Raw genomic sequence first — 19,403 nt, forward strand, 5'->3', positions numbered from 1 at the left:
CCCGCTCGGTCACCAGCTTGACCGCCTCGATCTTGAACTCGCGGCTGAACTTCCGTCTCGTCATATCCACTCTCCAGGTCAATGGTCACGATCTTATCTTCGCGTCCACGGAACCGGCAGCAGCCCACGGGCGTGTCCGCCCGTGGTGGAGTACGGCCGACAGTTGCCCTGCCTCGCCATCGCGCAACAGCTGCAGGCTGTCGAAAAGGCGGTGGCCAATGCCAAGCGCGCCCTGATCCATGACCACATGGATCATTGTCTCGACGCCGAACACTCACCCGCGGATCGCGACGAACTGAGGGCGATCTCCCGATACCTCTGAGGTCACCCCAGTGCTGGAAGTCCTTGCCGACCGCACCTATCGCCATCTCTTCGCCGCGCAGGTCGTGGCGCTTCTGGGCACGGGGCTTGCCACGGTCGCGCTGGGGCTTCTGGCCTATGACCTGGCGGGTGAGAACGCGGCAATGGTGCTGGGCGCAGTCTTCACCATCAAGATGGTGGCCTATGTGGGCATCGCTCCTATAGCAGGCGCCTTCGCCAGCCGGGTAAACCGGCGCGCATTCCTGGTCTCGCTGGATCTGGTGCGAGGGGGCGTGGCGCTGTGCCTGCCCTTCGTCACCGAGGTCTGGCAGGTCTACATTCTGATCTTCCTGCTGCAATCGGCCTCGGCGGCGTTCACGCCGACCTTTCAGGCCACGATCCCTGACGTGTTGCCGGACGAGGCGCGCTACACCCGGGCGCTGTCGCTGTCGCGGCTGGCCTACGATCTGGAGAACATCGTCAGCCCGATGCTGGCCGGGCTTTTGCTCGCGGTTGTGAGCTACAATTCGCTGTTCCTTGGAACGGTGGTGGGATTTGCCGCCTCGGCTGCCCTTGTCGTCTCGGTCCTGCTGCCCAGCCCGAAACCGTCCGAGCCGCGTGGCATCTACGACCGCACGACCCGCGGCATCCGCATCTACCTTGCGACACCGCGCCTGCGCGGACTGCTGGCGCTGAATCTCGCCGCGGCCTCCGCGGGCGCGATGGTGCTGGTCAATTCCGTTGTGCTGGTGCGCAGCACGCTGGGAATGGACGGTTCCGCGCTGGCCTGGACGTTGTTCGCCTTCGGGGCCGGGTCGATGATTGCGGCCCTGCTGTTGCCGCGGGTGCTGGACAGGGTGCCAGACCGCCCGGTGATGGTGGTCGGCGCCGCGCTAATGGTGATGACGCTTGTGGCGCTGGCGGGTGCGGTTGCCGCTCTCGGCCTTGCCTGGTCGGCGTTGCTCGCCGCGTGGCTGCTCGTTGGGCTCGGGTACTCGGCGGTACTAACACCCTCGGGGCGATTGCTGCGCCGCTCCGCCCACGCCGAGGACCGCCCCGCGCTTTTTGCTGCGCAATTCGCGCTGAGCCACGGCTGCTGGCTCGTCACCTATCCGCTGTCGGGCTGGCTGATGACGCGGTTCGGTCCCGTCGTGGCGCTAGGCGTTTTGGCGGCACTTGCGAGTGCGGGCATCGTGGCCGCGCTCCGCTTATGGCCGGGGGAAGACCGCGAGACCCTGGAACACACCCACGACAACCTTCCTCTCGATCACCCGCATCTGCACGGCGCACGGCGGCATGCGCATCCCTTCGTTGTGGATGACGAGCATCCTCGATGGGCATCCCAGCTCTGACACGGGATGACTTCGGGCGGACTCGCCCACAGCGCGACGGTCACTGCGCACCTTGGAAGTCGTTCGGAACTCAGGCTGCCTGATAGCTCGAGAACGGTTCTGTCGTTCCGTCATGGCGGAGCAGGTACACGACATAGGCTTCACGCTCCGACTCGGGACCCATGCCGGGTGATCCGTAGGGCATCCCTGGAACGGCGAGCCCGATGGCGTCCGGGCGCTCCTCCAGCAACCGCCGGATATCGGCGGGCGGAACATGACCTTCGATCATGTAGCCCGCGATCCTGCCGGTGTGGCATGAACCCATCTCTTGCGGGATCCCGTTGTCGAGCTTGTAGCGGGCGAGCGCCGTTCCCATGCTCTCCTCGACCGTCACCTCGAACCCGTCTGCCTGAACGATCTCGACCCAAGCCGAGCAACATCCGCAATTGGGGTCCCTCAGGACGTGGAGCGCAGGTCTGGCTTCGGCGACCGCGGGAACAGCGGCGGCAACCGAGGCAGCGCATGCGCCCACCATGAAGCCTCGACGGGAAAGTATCAGCTGCATTTTTTCCTCCATGTTCCGAGGTATTCACCGCGATCCTTTGCGGTGGCTCAAGTGATCTGTTTCCGACGTTCTTGCCTGTCTACTGCAGACAGCCAACCCATGCCATGCGGCAGCAGCATCCCGGTGAACGGGTAGAGCAGCCCCGCCGCGACCGGCACGCCAAGGGCATTGTAGGCGAAGGCGAAGAACAGGTTCTGCTTGATATTGCGGAGCGTGGCACGGGCAAGCTTGCGCGCCCGGACGATGCCCATGAGGTCACCGCCCAACAGGGTGATGCCTGCGCTTTCCATGGCCACATCCGCCCCGGTTCCCATGGCGATGCCGACATCGGCAGCGGCAAGCGCGGGTGCGTCGTTCACCCCGTCACCCGCCATGGCGATCTTGTGGCCGTCCCGGCGCAGCTGGTCGATGAGGTCCTTCTTGGCCTCGGGCAGCACGCCTGCGCGCACCTCGTCGATGCCGAGTTTGCCTGCCACTGCTTGCGCCGTGCGCTCGTTGTCGCCAGTCGCCATGATCACCCGCAGACCCTGAGCGTGCAGTTCCCTGATCGCCTGCGCGGTGCTTTCCTTGATCGGGTCGGCTACTGCCACAATGCCCGCAAGTGTGCCGTCGACCGCGATGAACATCGCCGTCTTGCCGTCGGCGCGCAGCGTGTCCGCCTTTGCTTCGGCCGCACCCGGGTCCAAGTCCATCTCCCGCATCATCGCTGCATTGCCGAGCGCCACCGCGCGTCCGCCAACTGAGCCGCGCACGCCCTTGCCGGTGACCGCCTCGAAATCCACGGCCTCCTGACGCGGGGCACCCTGCGCCTCGGCGCCGTCGACGATTGCCTCGGCGAGCGGGTGTTCGGAACCGCGTTCGAGGGCGGCTGCCAGCGACAACAGGTCGGCCTCGGCGATATCCCCCAACACCACGGTATCCGTCAGCTTCGGCTTGCCCATGGTCAGGGTGCCGGTCTTGTCCACGATCAGCGTGTCGACAGCGGCCATACGTTCAAGCGCCTCTGCGTCCTTGATCAGCACTCCCGCCTGCGCGCCGCGCCCCGCCGCGGTGGTGATCGAGATCGGTGTCGCCAACCCAAGCGCGCAGGGACAGGCGATGATCAGCACCGAGACCGCCGAGGCGATGGCAAAGACCAGCGCGGGCTCGGGGCCGACGGTCAGCCAGACGATGAAGGCGACTATGGCGATGGCCACCACGGTCGGCACGAACACCGCCGACACGCGGTCGGCCAGCCCCTGGATCGGGGCGCGCGACCGGCGCGCGTTCGAGACCATGGCAACGATCTGGGCCAGCACGGTATCTGCGCCGACCTTGCCCGCCTCGATCACCAGAGAGCCATTCTTATTGATCGTGGCCCCGGTCACCGCATCGCCCGGACCCTTTTCGACGGGCATGGACTCGCCGGTCAGCATGCTCTCGTCCAGAGATGAGCGGCCCTCGATCACCGTCCCGTCCACCGGGACCGCATCGCCGGGGCGCACGCGCAGCCGGTCGCCCTCCATGATGTTTTCCAGCGGCGCATCGTATTCGGTGCCGTCCGGAAGAATCTGCCGTGCGGTCTTCGGCGCGAGATCGAGCAGCGCGCGGATGGCATCCCCGGTGCGCTCGCGCGCCCGCAGCTCAAGAACCTGGCCAACAAAGACCAGCGTGACGATCACCACCGCCGCCTCGAAATAGGTGCCGACGCCATGGCCCATCCGGTACTGGTCCGGAAACACACCTGGCAGGAACGTGGCGACCAGCGAATAGAGATAGGCCGCTCCAACGCCGAGGCTGATCAGCGTCCACATGTTCGGCGATCGGTTCAAGACCGAGTCCCAGCCGCGTCTGAAGAACGGAAGCGCTGCCCATAGAATGATCGGCGTCGCCAGCACGAACTCGAGATAGCTTGCCGTCTGGTGCCCGATCCAGTCGCGCACCGGCAAGGCGACGAGCTCGCCCATCGTCAGGATGATCAGCTGCACTGCCGCGGCGGCCGAGATCCACATCCGGCGTGTGAAGTCGGTCAGTTCCTCGCTGGGCTCATCCGAGGGCAGCATCGGCTCCAGTGCCATGCCGCAGATCGGGCAGGCTCCCGGTGCGTCGCGAACGATCTCGGGGTGCATCGGGCAGGTGTACTGGACGTTGGCCGGGTCCGCCTTCTTCCGCCCCGCGGCGCGGCCGGAGGCATAGAACCAGGGATCCGCCTGGAACTTCGTCTGGCACTTGCCCGAGCAAAAGTGGAAGTTCTCGCCACCGTAGCTCTCCGTCCGGGTGTCCGGCTTCAGGCTCACCGTCATGCCACACACCGGGTCGATGGCCGTCGGGCCGGCCGCAGGCACTTCGTGGACCTTCGGCATTTCGGCGTCTGAGTGGACGTGGCCTGCGTGAGGATTGACGGTGGACATGGTGTTCTCCTTTCGCGGTCTCAGCCGCGTGAAGGCCGATGTACGGGCCTTCAGGATCAATGTGCTCCTTCCTGTCACTGGAAGGTCAAGGGCTGATTGAACCAACCGCCGTCATAGCACATCGATGCATTGACCGATGCTTGAGGACGCCCCACCGTCTTAAGGAAATCAATAACTTAAGGTGGAGAAGGTTGGATATCAGGCCCATCCCCTCCGCCACCACCCAATTTCCGGCGCCGCGCTACCCCAGCCCCAGTTGCCTCAAAACCGGCAGCCAGAGCGGGATGGTGACCGTTCCAAGGATCGTGGCCGCCAGCAGCGCGGATGCGGCCAGTGGGCCAAGCCCGGCGCGTTGGCACAGGATCGGGTAGACCGACATCATCGGCATCGCGGCGAAGAGGACAGCGCCCAGCACGAAGGGCGCAGGGCTGCCGCCAACCACGGCAAAGGCGGCGAAGGTCAGCGCCGGGTGCAGCAGCAGCTTGCCGAGCACGATCACCGCGGTGGCGCCGGCCTGCCCCTGCGGGCGCAGCGTCGCCAGCGTGGCGCCCACCACCAGCAGCGCGGCGGGGGCCGACATCCGGGCCAGCAGGTCCAGCGTGCGCGCCGCATGGCTTGGCAGCGAGAGGCCCGCCATCTGAAAGGCAATCGCCGCGGCAAGCGCAAGGATCAGCGGATTGCGGGCCAGATCGCGCAGCAATCCGACAGCGCCCCCCGCGTTGCTGGACAGGATCAGCGCCAGCGGGATGATCACCAGATTCTCGATCACCATCATATGCGCCAGCAGCCGCCCCGCCTCGGCCGTGCCGTAGAGTTGCTGGACAACAGGGTAGCCAATGAAACCGCTGTTCGAGGCAGAGATGCCAAGCCCCACCATCGCCGCCTGCCGCAGCGGCATCCGCAGGCCCCAGACCGCCGCCGCCACACCGCAGGCGAAGGCGGCCAGCGAGCCGAGCCCGATGGCCAGCAGCGCCAAGGGTTGCAGGCCATCGCCGGGCGCCGCGCCCGCGACAGAGAGGAAGATCAGCGCCGGCAGCGCGATGCGCAGCACGACCTCGCCCACCGGGCGCAGGGACTCAGCGGGCACATAGCCGCTGCGCACCGCAAGGAAGCCGATCAGGATCACCGCGAACAGCGGCACGATGGCGTTGACGGCGTCCATGCCGGGTCAGCCCTCGCGCACCCGCGCGGCGAAGGCGCGGGCTTCGGCCGGGGCTTGCCCCAGCCCGGCGCCGGCCAGTTGCGCAGCCCAGTCGGTCTGCGGGAAGCGCTGCGCCGCAAGCGCCAGCAAGGGCGTGCCGGTTGCCATCGCCTGCGCACACATCTCCTTCACCGAGGCCTGCGCTTCAGGGCGGGGCATGGTCTCGGCCAGGGCGAAGCTGAGGGCCTCGGCATGGATCAGGCCCTGCCCGGATTCAAGCCCCCGCGCCATGGCCGCGCCATCGGGGGCGAGGCTGGCCAGGGTCTCTGCCGCCAGCGTCAGCATCCGGCCGGTGCTGATGCACAGCTGCGGCAGGGCCAGCCACTCGCCGAACCATGCGGCGCCGTCGCGTTGCTGGCGGTGCAGGGCTGCGCCCTGAACCAGCGCCGCCAGCCCGATCACATGCCGCGCCAGCGCCACAAGCGCCGAGGGGCCGACCGGGTTCTGCTTTTGCGGCATGGTGGAGGAGGCGCCGCCCGCCAGCGTCACCTCGGCCAGGCCCGACTGGCTGAGCAAGATGAGATCCTCGCCGAGCTTGCCCAAACTGCCGGCCAGCCCCGCGGCAAAGGCGGCCAGTTGCCCGGGGGCAGAGCGGTCGCTGTGCCAGCTGTGGCCGGGATCGGCCAGCGCCAGCTCTGCCGCCAGCGCCGCGCGCACCGCCGGGCCCGCCTCGCCCAGCGCCGAGAGCGTGCCTGCGGCACCGGATAGCGAGACCTTGAGCACGGAGACGCGCAGCTCGGGCAGGCGCCCTTGCCACTCCAGCAGCGGCCAGCCCCAGGCGGCGACCACCGCGCCGAAACTGGTGGGCGTGGCCGCCTGACCATAGGTGCGCCCGGTCATCGGCAGGCTGGCATTCGCCTCTGCCAACTCGGCAAGGCGGGTGAGGAGGCTCGCGAGCCGCCCCTCCCACAGCCGCAGCATCGGGCGCAGCCGCAGGGCAAGGCCGGTATCCATGATGTCCTGGCTGGTGGCGCCCCAGTGCAGATACTGCATCGGCCCCGGCGCCGCCGCACCCTTGCGGAAGGCAGCCAGCAACGCTGGCACCGGCACCCCGTTCTGCGCCGTTTCCACGGCCAGCGCCGCCGGGTCGATCACCACCTCTTGCGAGGCACGGTCGATGAAGGCCGCCGCCTCGGCCGGGATCAGCCCAAGCGCGCCCTGCACCCGGGCCAGCGCGCCTTCGACCAGCAACATGGCGCGGATATCGGCGCTGTCGGTGAAGAGGCGCGCCGTCTCCTCATCGCCAAACAGGCGGCCATAGATCTGGGAATCGGCGGGGGCAGCGGGCATCTTGATCCTTCCGGGGCTTCAGGGCAGGCAATCAGGCCATGGCCGCCGGTGCAAGCTCCAGCCCAAGGATCTCGCGCGCCTGTTGCCAGGTTGCGACCGGGCGCTCGTACCTGTCGCACAGCGCCACGACCCGCTGCACCAGCGCGGCGTTCGACGGGGCCAGCGTGGTCTTGTCGAGCCGCACGTTGTCTTCCAGCCCCGTCCTTGCATGGCCGCCCGAGGACACCGCCCAGTCGTTCAGCACGATCTGGTTCGGCCCGATCCCGGCGGCGCACCAGGGCGCATCCGGGCCGAACAGCCGGTGCACGGTCTTGATGTAATAGTCGAACACCTCGCGGTCGGCGGGCATGGCGTTCTTCACGCCCATCACGAACTGCACATAGGGGCGGTCCTGGATCTGGCCCTTGTCCCACATCTCCTTGGCCTTGAAGATATGCGACAGGTCGAACGCCTCGATCTCGGGCTTCACACCGTGGGCCAGCATCTCGCTGGCCAGCCAATCGACCAGATCCGGCGGGTTCTCATAGACGCGGGTCGGAAAGTTGTTGGACCCTACCGACAGGCTGGCCATATCCGGGCGCAGCGGCAACATGCCGCCGCGCGCCTGCCCGGCGCCAGAGCGGCCGCCGGTGGACAGCTGCACGATCATGCCGGGGCAATGCCTCTGCAGCCCTTCCAGCAGCGCCGCGAACTTTTCGGGGTCGGACGAAGGCGTTTCATCCTCGTCGCGCACGTGGCAATGGGCGATGGTGGCGCCAGCCTCGAAGGCCTGCTGCGCGCTTTCCACCTGCTCGGAGATGGAGATCGGCACGGCCGGATTGTCGGCCTTGCGCGGCAGGGATCCGGTGATCGCCACGCAGATGATGCAGGGGCCGTGCAAGGATTGGGTCATGGCTCAGATGTCCAGAAACACGGTTTCGCCATCGCCCTGAAGGCGGATGTCGAAACGGTAAAGGCCGGGGCTGACCTTGCGGGCCAGCAGGGTTTCGCGGCGCGGGGCCTGTTCGACAAGGTTCAGGACCGGGTCGGCGCTGTTATCCTCATCCTCGAAATACATCCGGGTGCTCAGGCCGATATTGATCCCGCGCGCCACCAGCCAAAAGCTGACATGGGGCGCCATCATCTGGCCGTTGCGGCCCATCACCGGACCCGGCTTGACCGTGTCGAAGGCCCAAAGGCCAGTGTCGAAATCGGTGATCACCCGGCCCCAGCCGCGAAAGCCCGGCGCGCAATCCGCAACGCGCGGGTCTTCGGCATGGGGGTAGATCCCGGCCGCATCAGCCTGCCAGACCTCCAGCAGCACATCCTTCACCGGCGCGCCGGTGCCATCCATCACCACGCCCTCGACGCGGATCCGCTCGCCCGGTGCATCCGGCCCGGCGATATCCTCGCCCAGCTGGGTGCGGTAGATGTCGAAGCCCGCCGCGCCCGGGGCCAGGCCGATATGGACATAAGGCCCGGCGGTCTGCGAGGCGGATTCATTGAGGTAGTTCAACGGTTGTGCCATCTCAGTTCCCCTCCAGCCGGTTCTCGAACAGGGTGGATCGCCGCCCCCGCAAGATGATGTCGAACTTGTAGGCGAGGCAATCCAGCGGGATCGCCGCGTTCAGGTCCAGGGGTGCGATCAGCTGGTCGATGGCACGCGGATCGGGAATGGTGGCGACGATCGGGCATTTGGCAATCAGCGGGTCGCCCTCGAAATACATCTGGGTGATCAGCCGCTGGCTGAAGCTGGTGCCGAAGACCGACACATGGATATGCGCGGGGCGCCAGTTGTTCACCCAGTTGCGCCAAGGATAGGCGCCGGGCTTCACGGTGCGGAAGTAATAGTAGCCCTGATCGTCGGTCAGCGTGCGCCCGCAGCCGCCGAAATTGGGGTCGATCGGCGCAAGGTAGGTGTCCTTCTTGTGCCGGTAGCGCCCGCCGGCATTGGCCTGCCAGATCTCGACCAGCGTGTTCGGGATGCCGCGGCCATTCTCGTCCAGCACCCGGCCATGGACGATGATCCGCTCGCCCACCGGATCGCCGGTCTTGGCGTAGTTGCGGATCAGGTCATTGTCGATGGCGTCGATATCCGAATGGCCAAAGGTCGGGCCGGTGACTTCCGACATCGAGCCTTGCAGCGACAGCATCGCCAGACGCGGGCTGCGCGCCACCGAGGTCTTGTAATCGGGCGTCAGCGCTGGCGGCTGCGAGGTGCGGTCGCGCTGATAGAACTCTGCAGGTTTCATTTGTCCTCCCCAGGGATTTTCGCGGCCATCGTGGCAAATGTCTCTTTGGCGATCTTGATGGCATGGTTGGCGCGGGGAACGCCCGCGTAGATCGCCACATGCAGCAGCGCCTCCATCACATCGGCCTCGCTGGCGCCGGTATTGGCCGTGGCGCGGATATGCATCGCAAGCTCGTGGTCATTGCCGAGCCCCGCCAGCAGCGCGATGGTCAGCATCGAGCGTTCGCGGAGCGTGATCGTATCGCGCGACCAGACATGGCCCCACGCGGCATCGGTGATCAGCGCCTGGAACGGGGCGTCGGCGGGGGTCTTGGCGGCCTCGGCGCGGTTCACATGGGCATCGCCCAGAACGCGGCGGCGGGTCTGCATCCCTTGGTCGGTGAGCTCAGACATGGGAATGGTCCTTCAGGAAAGGGGCAACGAGGGCGGCCCATTCGGCGGGCGCCTCAACGCAGGGAAGATGCCCCGCGCCCGGGATTTCGTGGAAGGCGGCGCCGGGGATCAGGTCCGCCGTGGCCTTGACCACGGCCGCCGGGCTGGCACCGTCTTCCGATCCGGCGATCACCAGCACAGGCAGGCGGAGGGCGCGGGTCGCCTCGGTCTGGTCCGCGTCGGCGAGGGCTTGGCAGGCGGCGATGTAGCCTTTGGCCGGTGTCCGCGCCATCATCGCGCACCACAGCGCAAGATCGGGCGTGGCGCGGAAGGCGGGGGCGAACCAACGCTCCATCACCGCATCCGCGATACTGTCCAGCCCGCCCGCCTCGACCGCGTCGATCCGCGCCTGCCAGCTGTCGGCGGTGCCGAGCTTGGCCGCGGTATTCGACAGCACCATGGCACGCACCAGATCGGGGCGGCGGCTGGCCACCACCTGCCCGATCAGCCCGCCAATCGACAGGCCGACGAAGATCACCGGGCCGCCGGCCACCTCTTCGATCACCGCAATCGCATCCTCGGCATGGTCGTCGATGACCGCCCCGCCGCCCAGCGAGGACAACCCATGCCCGCGCTTGTCATAGCGGATATAGCGAAGCCCTTGCGGCAGCAGCGGCAGCACCCGGTCCCACAGGCGCAGGTCGGTTCCCAGCGAATTGGCGAAGATCACCGCAGGCGCGCCCACAGGGCCATCGACCTGCAGGTGAAGCGCGCCGAAGGGGCGTGTCAGGGCTTGCATTGGGTCTCCTCCTGTTCATAACCTAGCTCGCGCGAAGCGGAGGGGATAATGCAAAATACGGCGGCGTTGATACCCTCATGATTATGCATCCCGGCATCAAGCTGCGCCACATTCGGGCCTTTCTGGACATCGCCGCCGAGGGCAGCCTGTCTTCTGTCGCGCGGCGGCAGGGGATCAGCCAGCCCGCGCTCAGCCGGACCTTGGCCGAGATGGAAGACCTGCTGGCCGTGCCGCTGTTCCGCCGCGAAAAGCGGCGGCTGGTGCTGACCGAGGAAGGCGCGGTGTTCCGCCGCCATGCCAGCCTTGGCCTGCAGGCGCTGGAGGCGGGGGCCGCGGCGCTGCGGCCCGGCGCTGGCGGCGGCAGCATCCGCGTCGGCATCCTGCCCACCGCGGCGACGCGGCTGTTTCCCCGCGTGGCACTGCGGTTCCGCGCGGCGCAGCCGGACACGCTGCTGAAGATCGAGACCGGACCGCACTCCTACCTGCTGGGCCTGCTGCGCGAGGGGCAGATCGACCTGATGGTCGGGCGGATGCCGGTGGCGGGCGACATGGCCGGGCTGGCCTTCGAGCATCTCTATGAAGAAGAGGTCGTGCTGGTCGCCCGCGCCGGGCACCCGATGCAGGCGCAGCCCCTGCCCGTGATCCTGCAAGCCGTGCCGCTGATCCTGCCACCCGAGGGCGCGCTGATCCGCCGGGCGGTGGATGACTATCTGGCGAGCCTCGGCTTGCCCGCCCTGCGCCCGGCGTTCGAGACGGTCGCGCTGGCTGTCGGGCGCGGGATCCTGGCGGAGTCCGATGCGGTCTGGTTCATCTCGCGCGGGGTGATCGCGGATGAGCTGGACCGCGGCGCCATGACCGTGCTGCCCACCGGCGCGCGGTTCCTGTCGGGATCTGTCGGCATCACCCGCCGGCAGGCCGGGCCAGCGGTGGCGGGGCTGGACCTGCTGATGCGGCTTTGCCAGGAGGGCGCCGCGCAGCATTAGGCGCGCGGCATTCCGGGGGCCCGGGTGCTGCGTTTCTGCGCCGCGATGCGGAACGCGGCATTGGCGGCGCCATAGCCCAGGTAATTGCCCTGCCGCTGCACGATCTCGAAGAAGAACCCATCGGGGCGGGGGGCGGAGTAAAGCTGGAAGAACTGCCCGCCCGGCTCTTCGTCATAGAGCACGTTCGCCGCCCGCATCCGCGCCACCAGCGCGGCATCGAGGCCAAAGCGCGCCTCGACATCGTCATAATAGTTGTCGCCGATCTTCAGCACCGGAAAACCGCCCTCGGCCAGTTTGGCCGCCGTCTGGAAGATGTCGTCGGTGGCAAAGGCGATGTGCTGGACCGAGGCGCCGAAGGTCTCCTCGACAAACCGCCCGGCAAGGGTGCGCCGCGCCTCGGCCCCGTTCAGGGTGATCCGCAGCCCGCCCGACTGCACCGCCTGGCTGCGCACCAGCCCGTCAGGATCGGCCACATCCACCATCGGCGCCTTCTGCGCGTCGAAGATCGAGGTGTAGAACAGCGCCCAGCTGAGCATCTCGTCATAGGCCATCGTCTGGCCGATATGGTCGATGCCGGTCAGGCCCGCGCCCTCGGCCGGCGCCGCGTCGCTGCGGAAATCCACGCTCCAGATATGCGAGAGCGTCTCGGTCGCGTCCAGCAGGCGCAGGATACTGCCGCCGACGCCGCGGAAGGCCGGGATCTCCAGCTCGCCCGGAAGCGCCGATTGCGTGTGGTCCTGTGCCAGCAGCGCCAGCGCGCGGGCGTGGGTCGCCTGCGCATCGGGAACCATCAGCGCGACCTCGGACACAACGGTGCCATGCGCGACGAAAGAGCTGTGGGTGAAACCCTTGCCTTCGGTATTGACCAGCACATTGGCGCCGCCCTGCCGCCACAGCGTCACAGGCTTGGACACATGCGCGCCCGCGCGGGCAAAGCCGGTTGCCGCCAGCAGGCTTTCCAGCGCCGGGGCCTCTTCGGGCGAGGTGGCGAATTCGATGAACTCCACCCGCTGCACGGCGGCGGCGGCGGGGAAGGCCGGCAGGTCCACGGGCAGCGTGGGTTCGGCCCGGCGCACCCGGTCCATGACCCCGATCAGGCTGCGATGGCCATCGCTGGCCACCAGCCGCGGCAGGCCGGCGCGGAACTGGTCGTTGAAGATCTCCAGCGACAGCGGGCCGGAATAGCCCGTGGCCATCACCGCGCGCAGGAAGCCGGTCACGTCCAGATCGCCCTCGCCGGGCATGTTGCGGAAGTGCCGCGACCAGTACAGCAGGTCCATGTCGATGGCGGGCGCATCGGCCAGCTGGACGAAGAAGATGCGGTCGCCCGGAATGCGGCGGATGGTGTCCGGGTCGATCTTGCGGCCGAGGGTGTGGAAGCTGTCGAGGATCAGCCCGACATTGGGATGATCGGCGCGGCGCACCACCTCCCACGCGTCGCGGTGGTCGTTGACGTGGCGGCCCCAGGCCAGCGCCTCGAACCCGACGCGGATGCCGTGCGATTTCGCCAGATCGCCCAGGGCCGCGAAATCCGCCGCCATCCGGTCGATCCCGCCCATCGCCGCCGGGTGGACGCTGGAACAGACCAGCACCAGATCGGTGCCCAGCTGGTTCATCAGGTCGAACTTGCGTGCCGCGCGGGCAAAGGCGCGGGCGCGGTGCGGGTCCGGCAACCCCTCGAAATCGCGGAAGGGCTGGAAGAGGGTGATTTCCAGCCCATGATCGCGCACCATCCTTCCCACCTCGGCCGGCGTGAAATCCGAGGCGGTGAAATCCTGCTCGAAGATCTCGATCCCGTCGAAGCCGGCGGTGGCGATGGCGGCCAGCTTTTCGGCGAAGGTGCCCGAGATGGAGACGGTGGCGATCGAGGTTTTCATGTCACGTCCTTGCCTTCGGCCAGCTCGCGGCGCATCCGCGCCTCATCGAGCGGCAGCCCCGTGAAGATGGCCCAGGCATCGACGCCTTGGCCAAAGAACAGCTCGTAGCCCGAGATGACCTGCAGCCCCTCGGCGGCGGCATCTTGCAGGAACTGGGTGTCCACGGGTGTATAGACCGCGTCGAACACCCAGTCCGCACCGGCCAGTGCCGCGCGCGGCAGCGGCGTGCCGTCATAGCCGACCATCCCGACCGGCGTGCAGTTGATGATACCGCCGGCGCCAGTCGCAAGCACCGCGGCCTCGGTCCCGGTGCGGGTGACAAGGCCGGGGCTGGCGGCGGTCAGCGCCGCCGCCAAAGCCTCGGCCTTGGGAAGATCACGGTCCACGATGCGGATCTCGTCCAGCCCAAGCGCGACGAGGCCGAAGGCCACAGCCTTGCCGACGCCGCCCGCGCCGATCATCAGCACCGGGCCGGGGGCGGCATCGCCCCGCACGCGGCGATAGGCGGCGATGAAGCCGGAATAATCGGTGTTGAAGCCATGCGGGCCGCCCTCATCGAACACCACCGTGTTCACCGCCCCGATGGCCCGCACGAGCGGATCGTCGATCACCACCTTGGCCGCGGCGCGCTCCTTGTAGGGATAGGTCACGTTCACCCCGCGATAGCCCGAGGCGGCGACATGGGCGAAGACGGCATCGAACGCCTTGTCCATCTCCGCCGGAACCAGCGGATCATAGGTGGTGCGCCGCCCGTTCTGCGCCCCGGCCAGCCGGTGCAGCCGCGGCGATTGCGATTTGGCGATGTTGTCGCCGATCAGGCCAAGGCGGATGGTGTCGGTCATGCGGCGGCTCCTGGATATGGCGTTTCGCTGTGGCCGGTCTTGGCGGCGCGCAGGATGGCATCGACCACCGCGACGGACCGGGCGGCGTCAGCGGCCGGGACCAGCGGGGGTTCCGTGCCCGCGATCACGGCGGCGAAATGGTCGATCTGGCGGATCAGCGGGTCTGCATCCGCGACGGCCAAGTCTTGCGGCAGCAGCGGCGTGAACCAGCCGCGCGGGCCGCTGTGCTGCCACAGCCGCAGGTTCGGCAGTTCCAGCGCGCCCTCGGTGCCCGAGATCAGCAGGCAGCTTTGCCCGGTGGGCGGGTAGTCGGCATTCTCTGCGGCCGTCAGCTCCCAGCTCCAGGGCGCGGCGGCGGCGTCCGATACCGTGACCGTGGCCAGCGCGCCCGAGGCGAAGTGCAGCAGGGCGACCGCGCTATCCTCTACCGCAAAGCCCCGCACGGCGCTGGAGGTGACGGCCTGCACCGAAACGACTTCGCCCAGAAGATGGCGCATCGTGTCGATCTCATGGATCAGGTTGGTGAGGATCGGGCCGGCACCGGGCTGGCGCCGCCAGTCGGGGGCGAAGTAATCATCGGGCTTGCACAGCAGGACGCTGGCCTGCACCGCGATCACCCGCCCCACCGCGCCCGATTGCAGGGCGGCGCGGGCGGCGGCGATGCGCGGGTTGTGGCGGCGGTGATGGCCGACCAGCACCGGCACCCCCGCGGCATCCGCTGCCGCCGCCATCTGTTCGCCTTCGGCTGCCGTGGCCGCCACCGGCTTTTCCACCAGAACGGGCCAGCCTCGGCCTATGCAATACAGTGCCTGCGCAAGGTGCAGGGAGGTCGGCGTGGCGAGGATGACCCCCGCCACACCGTCCAACTCGGCAAGGTCCGCCACCAGCGCCACGCCGTGCTCTGCCGCCAGCGCCGCCGCCGCTGGGGACGGATCGACGATGGCCGCCAGCCGGGCCATGCGGCTTTGCGCCAGCGCGGCCACATGCTTGCGCCCGATCGCTCCGGCACCAACAACGGCGATGGCGGGCAGGGTCATGGCCTACCCCGCCTTCTTGCGGAAGATCATGCCCCAGAGCGGCGTCTTGGACACGAAGATCAGGACCACCGACACGAACAGCACCAGCGACAGCGGGCTGGCCAGCGTGCCCTTCAGCAGCATCCAAAGGCTTTCCTGATCCGAGATGATCGCCCGGCGCCAGTTGTCGTCCAGAAGACGCGACAGGATCACGCCCAGGATCACCGGGCCAAGCGGATAGCCATAGAGCTTGAGGAAGTAGCCAAACACCCCGAAGCCCAGCATCCAGTAGACATCGGCAAGGCTGTTGCTGACCGCATAGGCGCCGACGATCGACAGCAGCAAGATCACCGGCAGCAGCATGGCGCGCGGCATCTCCACGATCTTGACGAACATCTTGATGCCGGTCAGGCCGAAGATCAGCATGAACACGTTGGCAAGGCCAAGCGCGCTGACGATGAACCAGAACATGTCGGGCTGTTCGACCATCAGCATCGGGCCGGGGTTCAGGCCGTGGATGAACAGCGCGCCGATCATGATGGCGGTCACCGCATCACCCGGGATGCCCAGCGTCAGCATCGGGATGAAGGCGCCGCCGACAGCGGCGTTGTTGGCGGTCTCGGGGGCGACCAGCCCTTCGATGGCACCCTTGCCAAAGGGCACCTCGGGGTTGCGCGTCACGCGGGTGGCGTGGTCATAGGCGATCAGCGCCGCGATATCGCCGCCCGTGCCCGGCAGCGCGCCGATCACCGTGCCGATGCTCGACGTTTGCAGGCCCAGCGGCAGATGCTTGCGCACCAGAGGCCAAGACGGGATGATCCGGCCGATCTTCTGCTTCACCGCCGCCGTGTTGACGGTGTGGAGCTGCATCAGCCCTTCCGAGATGCCGAACATCCCGATCATCACCGCCACGAAAGACACGCCCGACCGCAGCGCATCGGTGCCGAAGGTGAAGCGTTCGGTGTAGGTCAGCGGGTCCATCCCGACCGAGCCGAGCCCGATGCCGAGCGCGCCCGCGAAGATGCCCTTGACCAGGCTGTCACCAGACAGCGACCCGACCAGAAGAATGCCCAGAACCGCCAGCAGCATGTAGTCGCGCGGCTGGAAGCGGATGGCGAAATCGGCCAGCAGCGGCGCGAACAGCGCCAGGGCAAGGATGCCGATGAAGCCGCCGATGAAGGACACCACGGTGACGATGCCGATGGCCTCGCCCGCCAGGCCTTTCTGCGCCAGCGGGTAACCGTCCAGCGCGGTGGCAATGGCCGCCGGCGCGCCCGGAATGTTCAGCAAGATCGCCGTGCGCGAGCCGCCATAGACACCGCCCATGTAGATGCCGATCATCAGCGCCAGCGCGGGATACACCTCCCATGAGAAGGTGAAGGAAATCAGGATCGACACCGCCATCGTCACCGACAGGCCGGGGATCGCGCCGACATAGATGCCGGCAAAGGTGCCAAGCGCGATCAGGCCCAGAAGCTTCAGGTCAATGATCGGGATCAGCAGGCTTTGAAGAACGTCCATTCTAGTTCCCCTCTCCGGCGAACAGGCCGCTGACCCATGCGATGATCTCGGCTTCGGGAACGATCCCCGCCGGCATCAGCACGGTGAACACAACGCGGAAGACCAGATAGATGACCGCGACGATCACGACCGACAGCAGCACCGCGCGGGCAAAGGTGCAGCGGGCCAGATAGCGGATCATCACCGTCAGGAATATGAAGGAGGTCGGCACGAAGCCGAGGGGCTTCAGAAGCAGCGCATAGGCGGTGATCATGACGATGGTCACGACCACGGGCATGGGAAGGATGTCCCGCTCCAGCTTTTCGCCGGTGACCGGGCTTCTGCGCAGCGTGTCGCGCAGGATCATCAGCGCGCAGATCGCCATCGTGGCGGCGGTCACCATCGGAATGGCGCCGGGCGCGGACAGCGCCTCGAACCCCGAGATGCCATAGGCGGACCACAGCAGGAACAGGCTGCCCAGAACCATGATGATGGTGAACACCAGCTCGCCCGGGCGTCTTGGTTGCGTCGTCTGCATTGCTTTCCCCTCCCTTGGGTCAGGTATGCTGCGCGGGGCTCCCTGCCCTGCATTCGGAATGAAAACACCGCCCCCCCCCGGTGGTGAGGATAGGGGCGGTGTCAGGTCATGGATCGTCAGGATCAGGGTTTGGCGATGCCGAACTCTTCGGGCGAAGCCTTGGTGAGGCCGGCATCGTGGATCAGCCACGAGGTGGTCGCCTGCCATTCGCTCAGGAAGGTGTCCGCCTCGGCGCCCGACAGCGACAGCATCTTGAAGCCGCGGCCATCGATCAGCGCTTCGAAGTCGGGGTTCTTTGCAGCCTCGGCATAGGCGGCCGTCAGCTTGGTGACCACGTCATCGGGCGTGCCTTGCTTGACGAAGACACCGAAGAACGGGCCCCAGGGCAGCATTTCCTCGAACTCGGGGTTTGTCGACACGATGGTCGGCACGTCGGGCAGCTGCGGCGAGGCTTCGATGTCGAACAGCGCCAGCGGCTTCATCGTGCCGCCCTTGATGCCTTCGATGGCAGCGCCCAGAACGGCGGGCATCACGTCGATGGCCCCGCCCTGCAGCGCGGTCAGCGCCGGGCCGTCGCCGTCATAGGGCACGAAGGTCACGTCCAGCGGGGTCTTGGAGTTGATCATCGCGGTCACGACCGAGGGCAGGCCGCCCGGGCCGGTCGAGCCGAACTTCACCGCCCGCGGGTTCGCGTTCACATATTCCACCATCTCGGGGAAGGTGTCGAAAGGCGCATCGACATTCGCCACCAGGATCGGCACACCGCGGGCGATGATGTTGATCGCCACGAAGTCCGAGTAGTCCTTGTCGCCCAGCTTCATCACCTTGTAGAGCAGCGGGTTTTCCGCGCCGAACAGGATCGAGTAGCCGTCAGCCTCGGCATCCGCGACCTGATTGAGGCCGATGGCGCCCACGCCGCCGGTGACGTTCTGCATGACGATATTGCCGCCCAGTGCCGCCTCGGCATGGGGCGTGATCGCGCGGGCAACCGTGTCGGTGGACCCGCCGGCGCCCCATTGGATGATGCCCTGAATTTCCTTTTCCGGGTAGTCGGCCAGAACGGGCAACGCCCCCAGGCCAAGTGCGACAACCGCACCGATAACCGATTTCAACATCGTATAGTCCTCCCTGTGATTTTCGACCTGACCTGTCCCCTCAGGCCGGATAGTTCATAATCGCGCGTTTGAGGTTTAACGGCAAATACCGATTTCTCCCCTTCCGTAACTTCAGGTTAAGCCTGTGGCAGCGGATCCCACCGCGTCCGCGACGTTGCCGCAGTCAGCTCCTGCCGGAACTTCGCGATGGTAAACTCAGCAAAACTCGACAGATGGCGCCCGCGTTTCTGCACCGACCAAGCTGTGATGCTGGCCTTCTCGCGCAGGGGGCGGCGGATCAGGCCGGGCATGTAGACCTCGGCCACCGAAAACTCGTCGATCACCGCAACGCCCAGCCCGTGCCGCACGAGGCTGACCGTGGTCTGCGCGAATCGCCCGCGCATGGAATGGCGGGGGGACAGCCCGGCATCGCGGAACGGTTGTGCCAGAAGCGCGCCATAGGGATCGTCGGGATCGACGCCGACGAAGGGAAACCGCATCAGGTCATGCACCGACACATCGTCCTGATGCGCCAGCTCATGCCCCTCGGGCATGATCGCCACGATCCGGCCTTCGACCAGCGGCGTTGACTCGATGGCCGAATTCTCGACGGGCGAGGACATGAACACCACCTCGCCGCGCTCCAGCAGCAGGTAATCCGCCGTTTCCTCGATCTTCAGGATGTTCAGGTCGATCATCAGATCGGGAAAGCGGGCGCGAACACCGCGGATCGCGCGCGCCGCGATGAACTGCGCGATGGAGGGGGCCGAGGCGAAGGACAGCCGCACATCCTCGCCCTTCTGCAGGGCGCCCACGGCGGCGTTCAGGTTCTCCATCTGGTGAAAGACCTGATTGAGCATCTCGAAGATCGCGCGGGCCTCGGGGGCGGGCACGAAGACCCCGGCCCTGCGGTCGAACAGGCGGATGCCCAGCCCTTCCTCGGTATGCTTCACCAGCCGGCTGACGCCGGGGGCCGACACGTTCAGCAGATCGGCCGCACCCTGGATGCTGCCCGCGATCAGCACCGCGCGCACCACCTCCACCTGTCTCAATGTCAGTTCCCTCATGGCGGGAT

18 protein-coding genes and 1 pseudogene are annotated in these 19,403 nt (G+C 67.2%); 3 read left to right on the top strand and 16 right to left on the bottom strand.

Features of this window, described 5'->3' with window-relative positions:
* Positions 1-166 precede the first annotated feature (166 nt).
* Positions 167-322, top strand: a pseudogene (locus GVY41_RS20735) (metal-sensing transcriptional repressor); the annotation flags it as partial.
* Between the two features lie 10 nt (positions 323-332).
* Positions 333-1,652 (top strand): MFS transporter, encoded by a 1,320-nt coding sequence (locus GVY41_RS15040; protein WP_161347939.1) that lies wholly within the window; start codon positions 333-335, stop codon positions 1,650-1,652.
* A 70-nt stretch (positions 1,653-1,722) separates the two neighbouring features.
* Here GVY41_RS15040 and GVY41_RS15045 read toward each other — a convergent pair whose 3' ends face one another.
* The 9 genes from GVY41_RS15045 to pcaD all read right to left on the bottom strand — a co-directional run bounded on the left by GVY41_RS15045 (position 1,723) and on the right by pcaD (position 10,478).
* Positions 1,723-2,196, bottom strand: a complete 474-nt coding sequence (locus tag GVY41_RS15045) for a DUF411 domain-containing protein (protein ID WP_268234520.1) — start codon at positions 2,194-2,196, stop codon at positions 1,723-1,725.
* A gap of 47 nt (positions 2,197-2,243) precedes the next feature.
* Positions 2,244-4,538: a heavy metal translocating P-type ATPase gene (locus GVY41_RS15050; RefSeq protein ID WP_229726086.1), complete on the bottom strand. Its 2,295-nt coding sequence runs from the start codon at positions 4,536-4,538 to the stop codon at positions 2,244-2,246.
* 289 nt (positions 4,539-4,827) lie between these two features.
* Positions 4,828-5,748 carry an AEC family transporter gene (locus GVY41_RS15055; RefSeq protein ID WP_161347937.1) on the bottom strand — a complete coding sequence of 307 codons (921 nt, stop codon included), beginning with the start codon at positions 5,746-5,748 and terminating at the stop codon, positions 4,828-4,830.
* Between the two features lie 6 nt (positions 5,749-5,754).
* Entirely contained in the window at positions 5,755-7,077 is a 1,323-nt protein-coding gene (locus tag GVY41_RS15060; RefSeq protein ID WP_161347936.1) for a lyase family protein, read from the bottom strand.
* Between the two features lie 31 nt (positions 7,078-7,108).
* Entirely contained in the window at positions 7,109-7,969 is an 861-nt protein-coding gene (locus GVY41_RS15065; protein WP_229726078.1) for a 3-oxoadipate:acetyl-CoA acetyltransferase, read from the bottom strand.
* Between the two features lie 3 nt (positions 7,970-7,972).
* Positions 7,973-8,584: a protocatechuate 3,4-dioxygenase subunit alpha gene (pcaG, locus tag GVY41_RS15070; protein ID WP_161347935.1), complete on the bottom strand. Its 612-nt coding sequence runs from the start codon at positions 8,582-8,584 to the stop codon at positions 7,973-7,975.
* Position 8,585: 1 nt separating this feature from the next.
* The gene (gene pcaH, locus GVY41_RS15075; RefSeq protein WP_161347934.1) at positions 8,586-9,308 is read right to left on the bottom strand and encodes a protocatechuate 3,4-dioxygenase subunit beta; all 723 of its coding nucleotides are present in this window, start codon (positions 9,306-9,308) and stop codon (positions 8,586-8,588) included.
* Positions 9,305-9,700 carry a 4-carboxymuconolactone decarboxylase gene (gene pcaC / locus GVY41_RS15080; RefSeq protein WP_161347933.1) on the bottom strand — a complete coding sequence of 132 codons (396 nt, stop codon included), beginning with the start codon at positions 9,698-9,700 and terminating at the stop codon, positions 9,305-9,307. The genes pcaH and pcaC overlap by 4 nt, the downstream gene beginning before the upstream one ends.
* The gene (gene pcaD / locus GVY41_RS15085; RefSeq protein WP_161347932.1) at positions 9,693-10,478 is read right to left on the bottom strand and encodes a 3-oxoadipate enol-lactonase; all 786 of its coding nucleotides are present in this window, start codon (positions 10,476-10,478) and stop codon (positions 9,693-9,695) included. Before pcaD ends, pcaC begins: the two co-directional genes overlap by 8 nt.
* A gap of 77 nt (positions 10,479-10,555) precedes the next feature.
* Between pcaD and GVY41_RS15090 the strand changes: the two genes are divergently transcribed.
* Complete coding sequence (locus GVY41_RS15090; RefSeq protein ID WP_161347931.1) at positions 10,556-11,461, top strand: LysR substrate-binding domain-containing protein; 906 nt, start codon at positions 10,556-10,558, stop codon at positions 11,459-11,461.
* Here the strand turns inward: GVY41_RS15090 and GVY41_RS15095 are convergent.
* The 7 genes from GVY41_RS15095 to GVY41_RS15125 form a co-directional block, all read right to left on the bottom strand.
* Positions 11,458-13,338 (bottom strand): bifunctional sugar phosphate isomerase/epimerase/4-hydroxyphenylpyruvate dioxygenase family protein, encoded by a 1,881-nt coding sequence (locus GVY41_RS15095; protein ID WP_161347930.1) that lies wholly within the window; start codon positions 13,336-13,338, stop codon positions 11,458-11,460. The two genes, GVY41_RS15090 and GVY41_RS15095, sit on opposite strands and share 4 nt — an antisense overlap.
* On the bottom strand, positions 13,335-14,180 hold the full coding sequence (locus tag GVY41_RS15100) for a shikimate dehydrogenase family protein (RefSeq protein WP_161347929.1): 846 nt from the start codon (positions 14,178-14,180) through the stop codon (positions 13,335-13,337). The genes GVY41_RS15095 and GVY41_RS15100 overlap by 4 nt, the downstream gene beginning before the upstream one ends.
* The gene (locus tag GVY41_RS15105; RefSeq protein WP_161347928.1) at positions 14,177-15,217 is read right to left on the bottom strand and encodes a Gfo/Idh/MocA family protein; all 1,041 of its coding nucleotides are present in this window, start codon (positions 15,215-15,217) and stop codon (positions 14,177-14,179) included. Before GVY41_RS15105 ends, GVY41_RS15100 begins: the two co-directional genes overlap by 4 nt.
* A gap of 3 nt (positions 15,218-15,220) precedes the next feature.
* Positions 15,221-16,717 carry a tripartite tricarboxylate transporter permease gene (locus GVY41_RS15110; protein ID WP_161347927.1) on the bottom strand — a complete coding sequence of 499 codons (1,497 nt, stop codon included), beginning with the start codon at positions 16,715-16,717 and terminating at the stop codon, positions 15,221-15,223.
* A gap of 1 nt (position 16,718) precedes the next feature.
* On the bottom strand, positions 16,719-17,234 hold the full coding sequence (locus GVY41_RS15115; RefSeq protein ID WP_161347926.1) for a tripartite tricarboxylate transporter TctB family protein: 516 nt from the start codon (positions 17,232-17,234) through the stop codon (positions 16,719-16,721).
* A gap of 122 nt (positions 17,235-17,356) precedes the next feature.
* The gene (locus tag GVY41_RS15120) at positions 17,357-18,349 is read right to left on the bottom strand and encodes a tripartite tricarboxylate transporter substrate binding protein (RefSeq protein ID WP_161347925.1); all 993 of its coding nucleotides are present in this window, start codon (positions 18,347-18,349) and stop codon (positions 17,357-17,359) included.
* Between the two features lie 116 nt (positions 18,350-18,465).
* The gene (locus GVY41_RS15125; protein ID WP_229726087.1) at positions 18,466-19,371 is read right to left on the bottom strand and encodes a LysR family transcriptional regulator; all 906 of its coding nucleotides are present in this window, start codon (positions 19,369-19,371) and stop codon (positions 18,466-18,468) included.
* Positions 19,372-19,403 lie beyond the last annotated feature (32 nt).

Source organism: Frigidibacter albus (assembly GCF_009908165.1).
Lineage (GTDB): Bacteria > Pseudomonadota > Alphaproteobacteria > Rhodobacterales > Rhodobacteraceae > Frigidibacter > Frigidibacter albus.

Coding starts and splice junctions, on each gene's coding strand:
- GVY41_RS15045 (WP_268234520.1), bottom strand. CDS start 2,196: ATGCAGCTGATACTTTCCCGTCGAGGCTTCATGGTGGGCGCATGCGCT.
- GVY41_RS15050 (WP_229726086.1), bottom strand. CDS start 4,538: ATGCCGAAGGTCCACGAAGTGCCTGCGGCCGGCCCGACGGCCATCGAC.
- GVY41_RS15055 (WP_161347937.1), bottom strand. CDS start 5,748: ATGGACGCCGTCAACGCCATCGTGCCGCTGTTCGCGGTGATCCTGATC.
- GVY41_RS15060 (WP_161347936.1), bottom strand. CDS start 7,077: ATGCCCGCTGCCCCCGCCGATTCCCAGATCTATGGCCGCCTGTTTGGC.
- GVY41_RS15065 (WP_229726078.1), bottom strand. CDS start 7,969: ATGACCCAATCCTTGCACGGCCCCTGCATCATCTGCGTGGCGATCACC.
- pcaG (WP_161347935.1), bottom strand. CDS start 8,584: ATGGCACAACCGTTGAACTACCTCAATGAATCCGCCTCGCAGACCGCC.
- pcaH (WP_161347934.1), bottom strand. CDS start 9,308: ATGAAACCTGCAGAGTTCTATCAGCGCGACCGCACCTCGCAGCCGCCA.
- pcaC (WP_161347933.1), bottom strand. CDS start 9,700: ATGTCTGAGCTCACCGACCAAGGGATGCAGACCCGCCGCCGCGTTCTG.
- pcaD (WP_161347932.1), bottom strand. CDS start 10,478: ATGCAAGCCCTGACACGCCCCTTCGGCGCGCTTCACCTGCAGGTCGAT.
- GVY41_RS15090 (WP_161347931.1), top strand. CDS start 10,556: ATGATTATGCATCCCGGCATCAAGCTGCGCCACATTCGGGCCTTTCTG.
- GVY41_RS15095 (WP_161347930.1), bottom strand. CDS start 13,338: ATGAAAACCTCGATCGCCACCGTCTCCATCTCGGGCACCTTCGCCGAA.
- GVY41_RS15100 (WP_161347929.1), bottom strand. CDS start 14,180: ATGACCGACACCATCCGCCTTGGCCTGATCGGCGACAACATCGCCAAA.
- GVY41_RS15105 (WP_161347928.1), bottom strand. CDS start 15,217: ATGACCCTGCCCGCCATCGCCGTTGTTGGTGCCGGAGCGATCGGGCGC.
- GVY41_RS15110 (WP_161347927.1), bottom strand. CDS start 16,717: ATGGACGTTCTTCAAAGCCTGCTGATCCCGATCATTGACCTGAAGCTT.
- GVY41_RS15115 (WP_161347926.1), bottom strand. CDS start 17,234: ATGCAGACGACGCAACCAAGACGCCCGGGCGAGCTGGTGTTCACCATC.
- GVY41_RS15120 (WP_161347925.1), bottom strand. CDS start 18,349: ATGTTGAAATCGGTTATCGGTGCGGTTGTCGCACTTGGCCTGGGGGCG.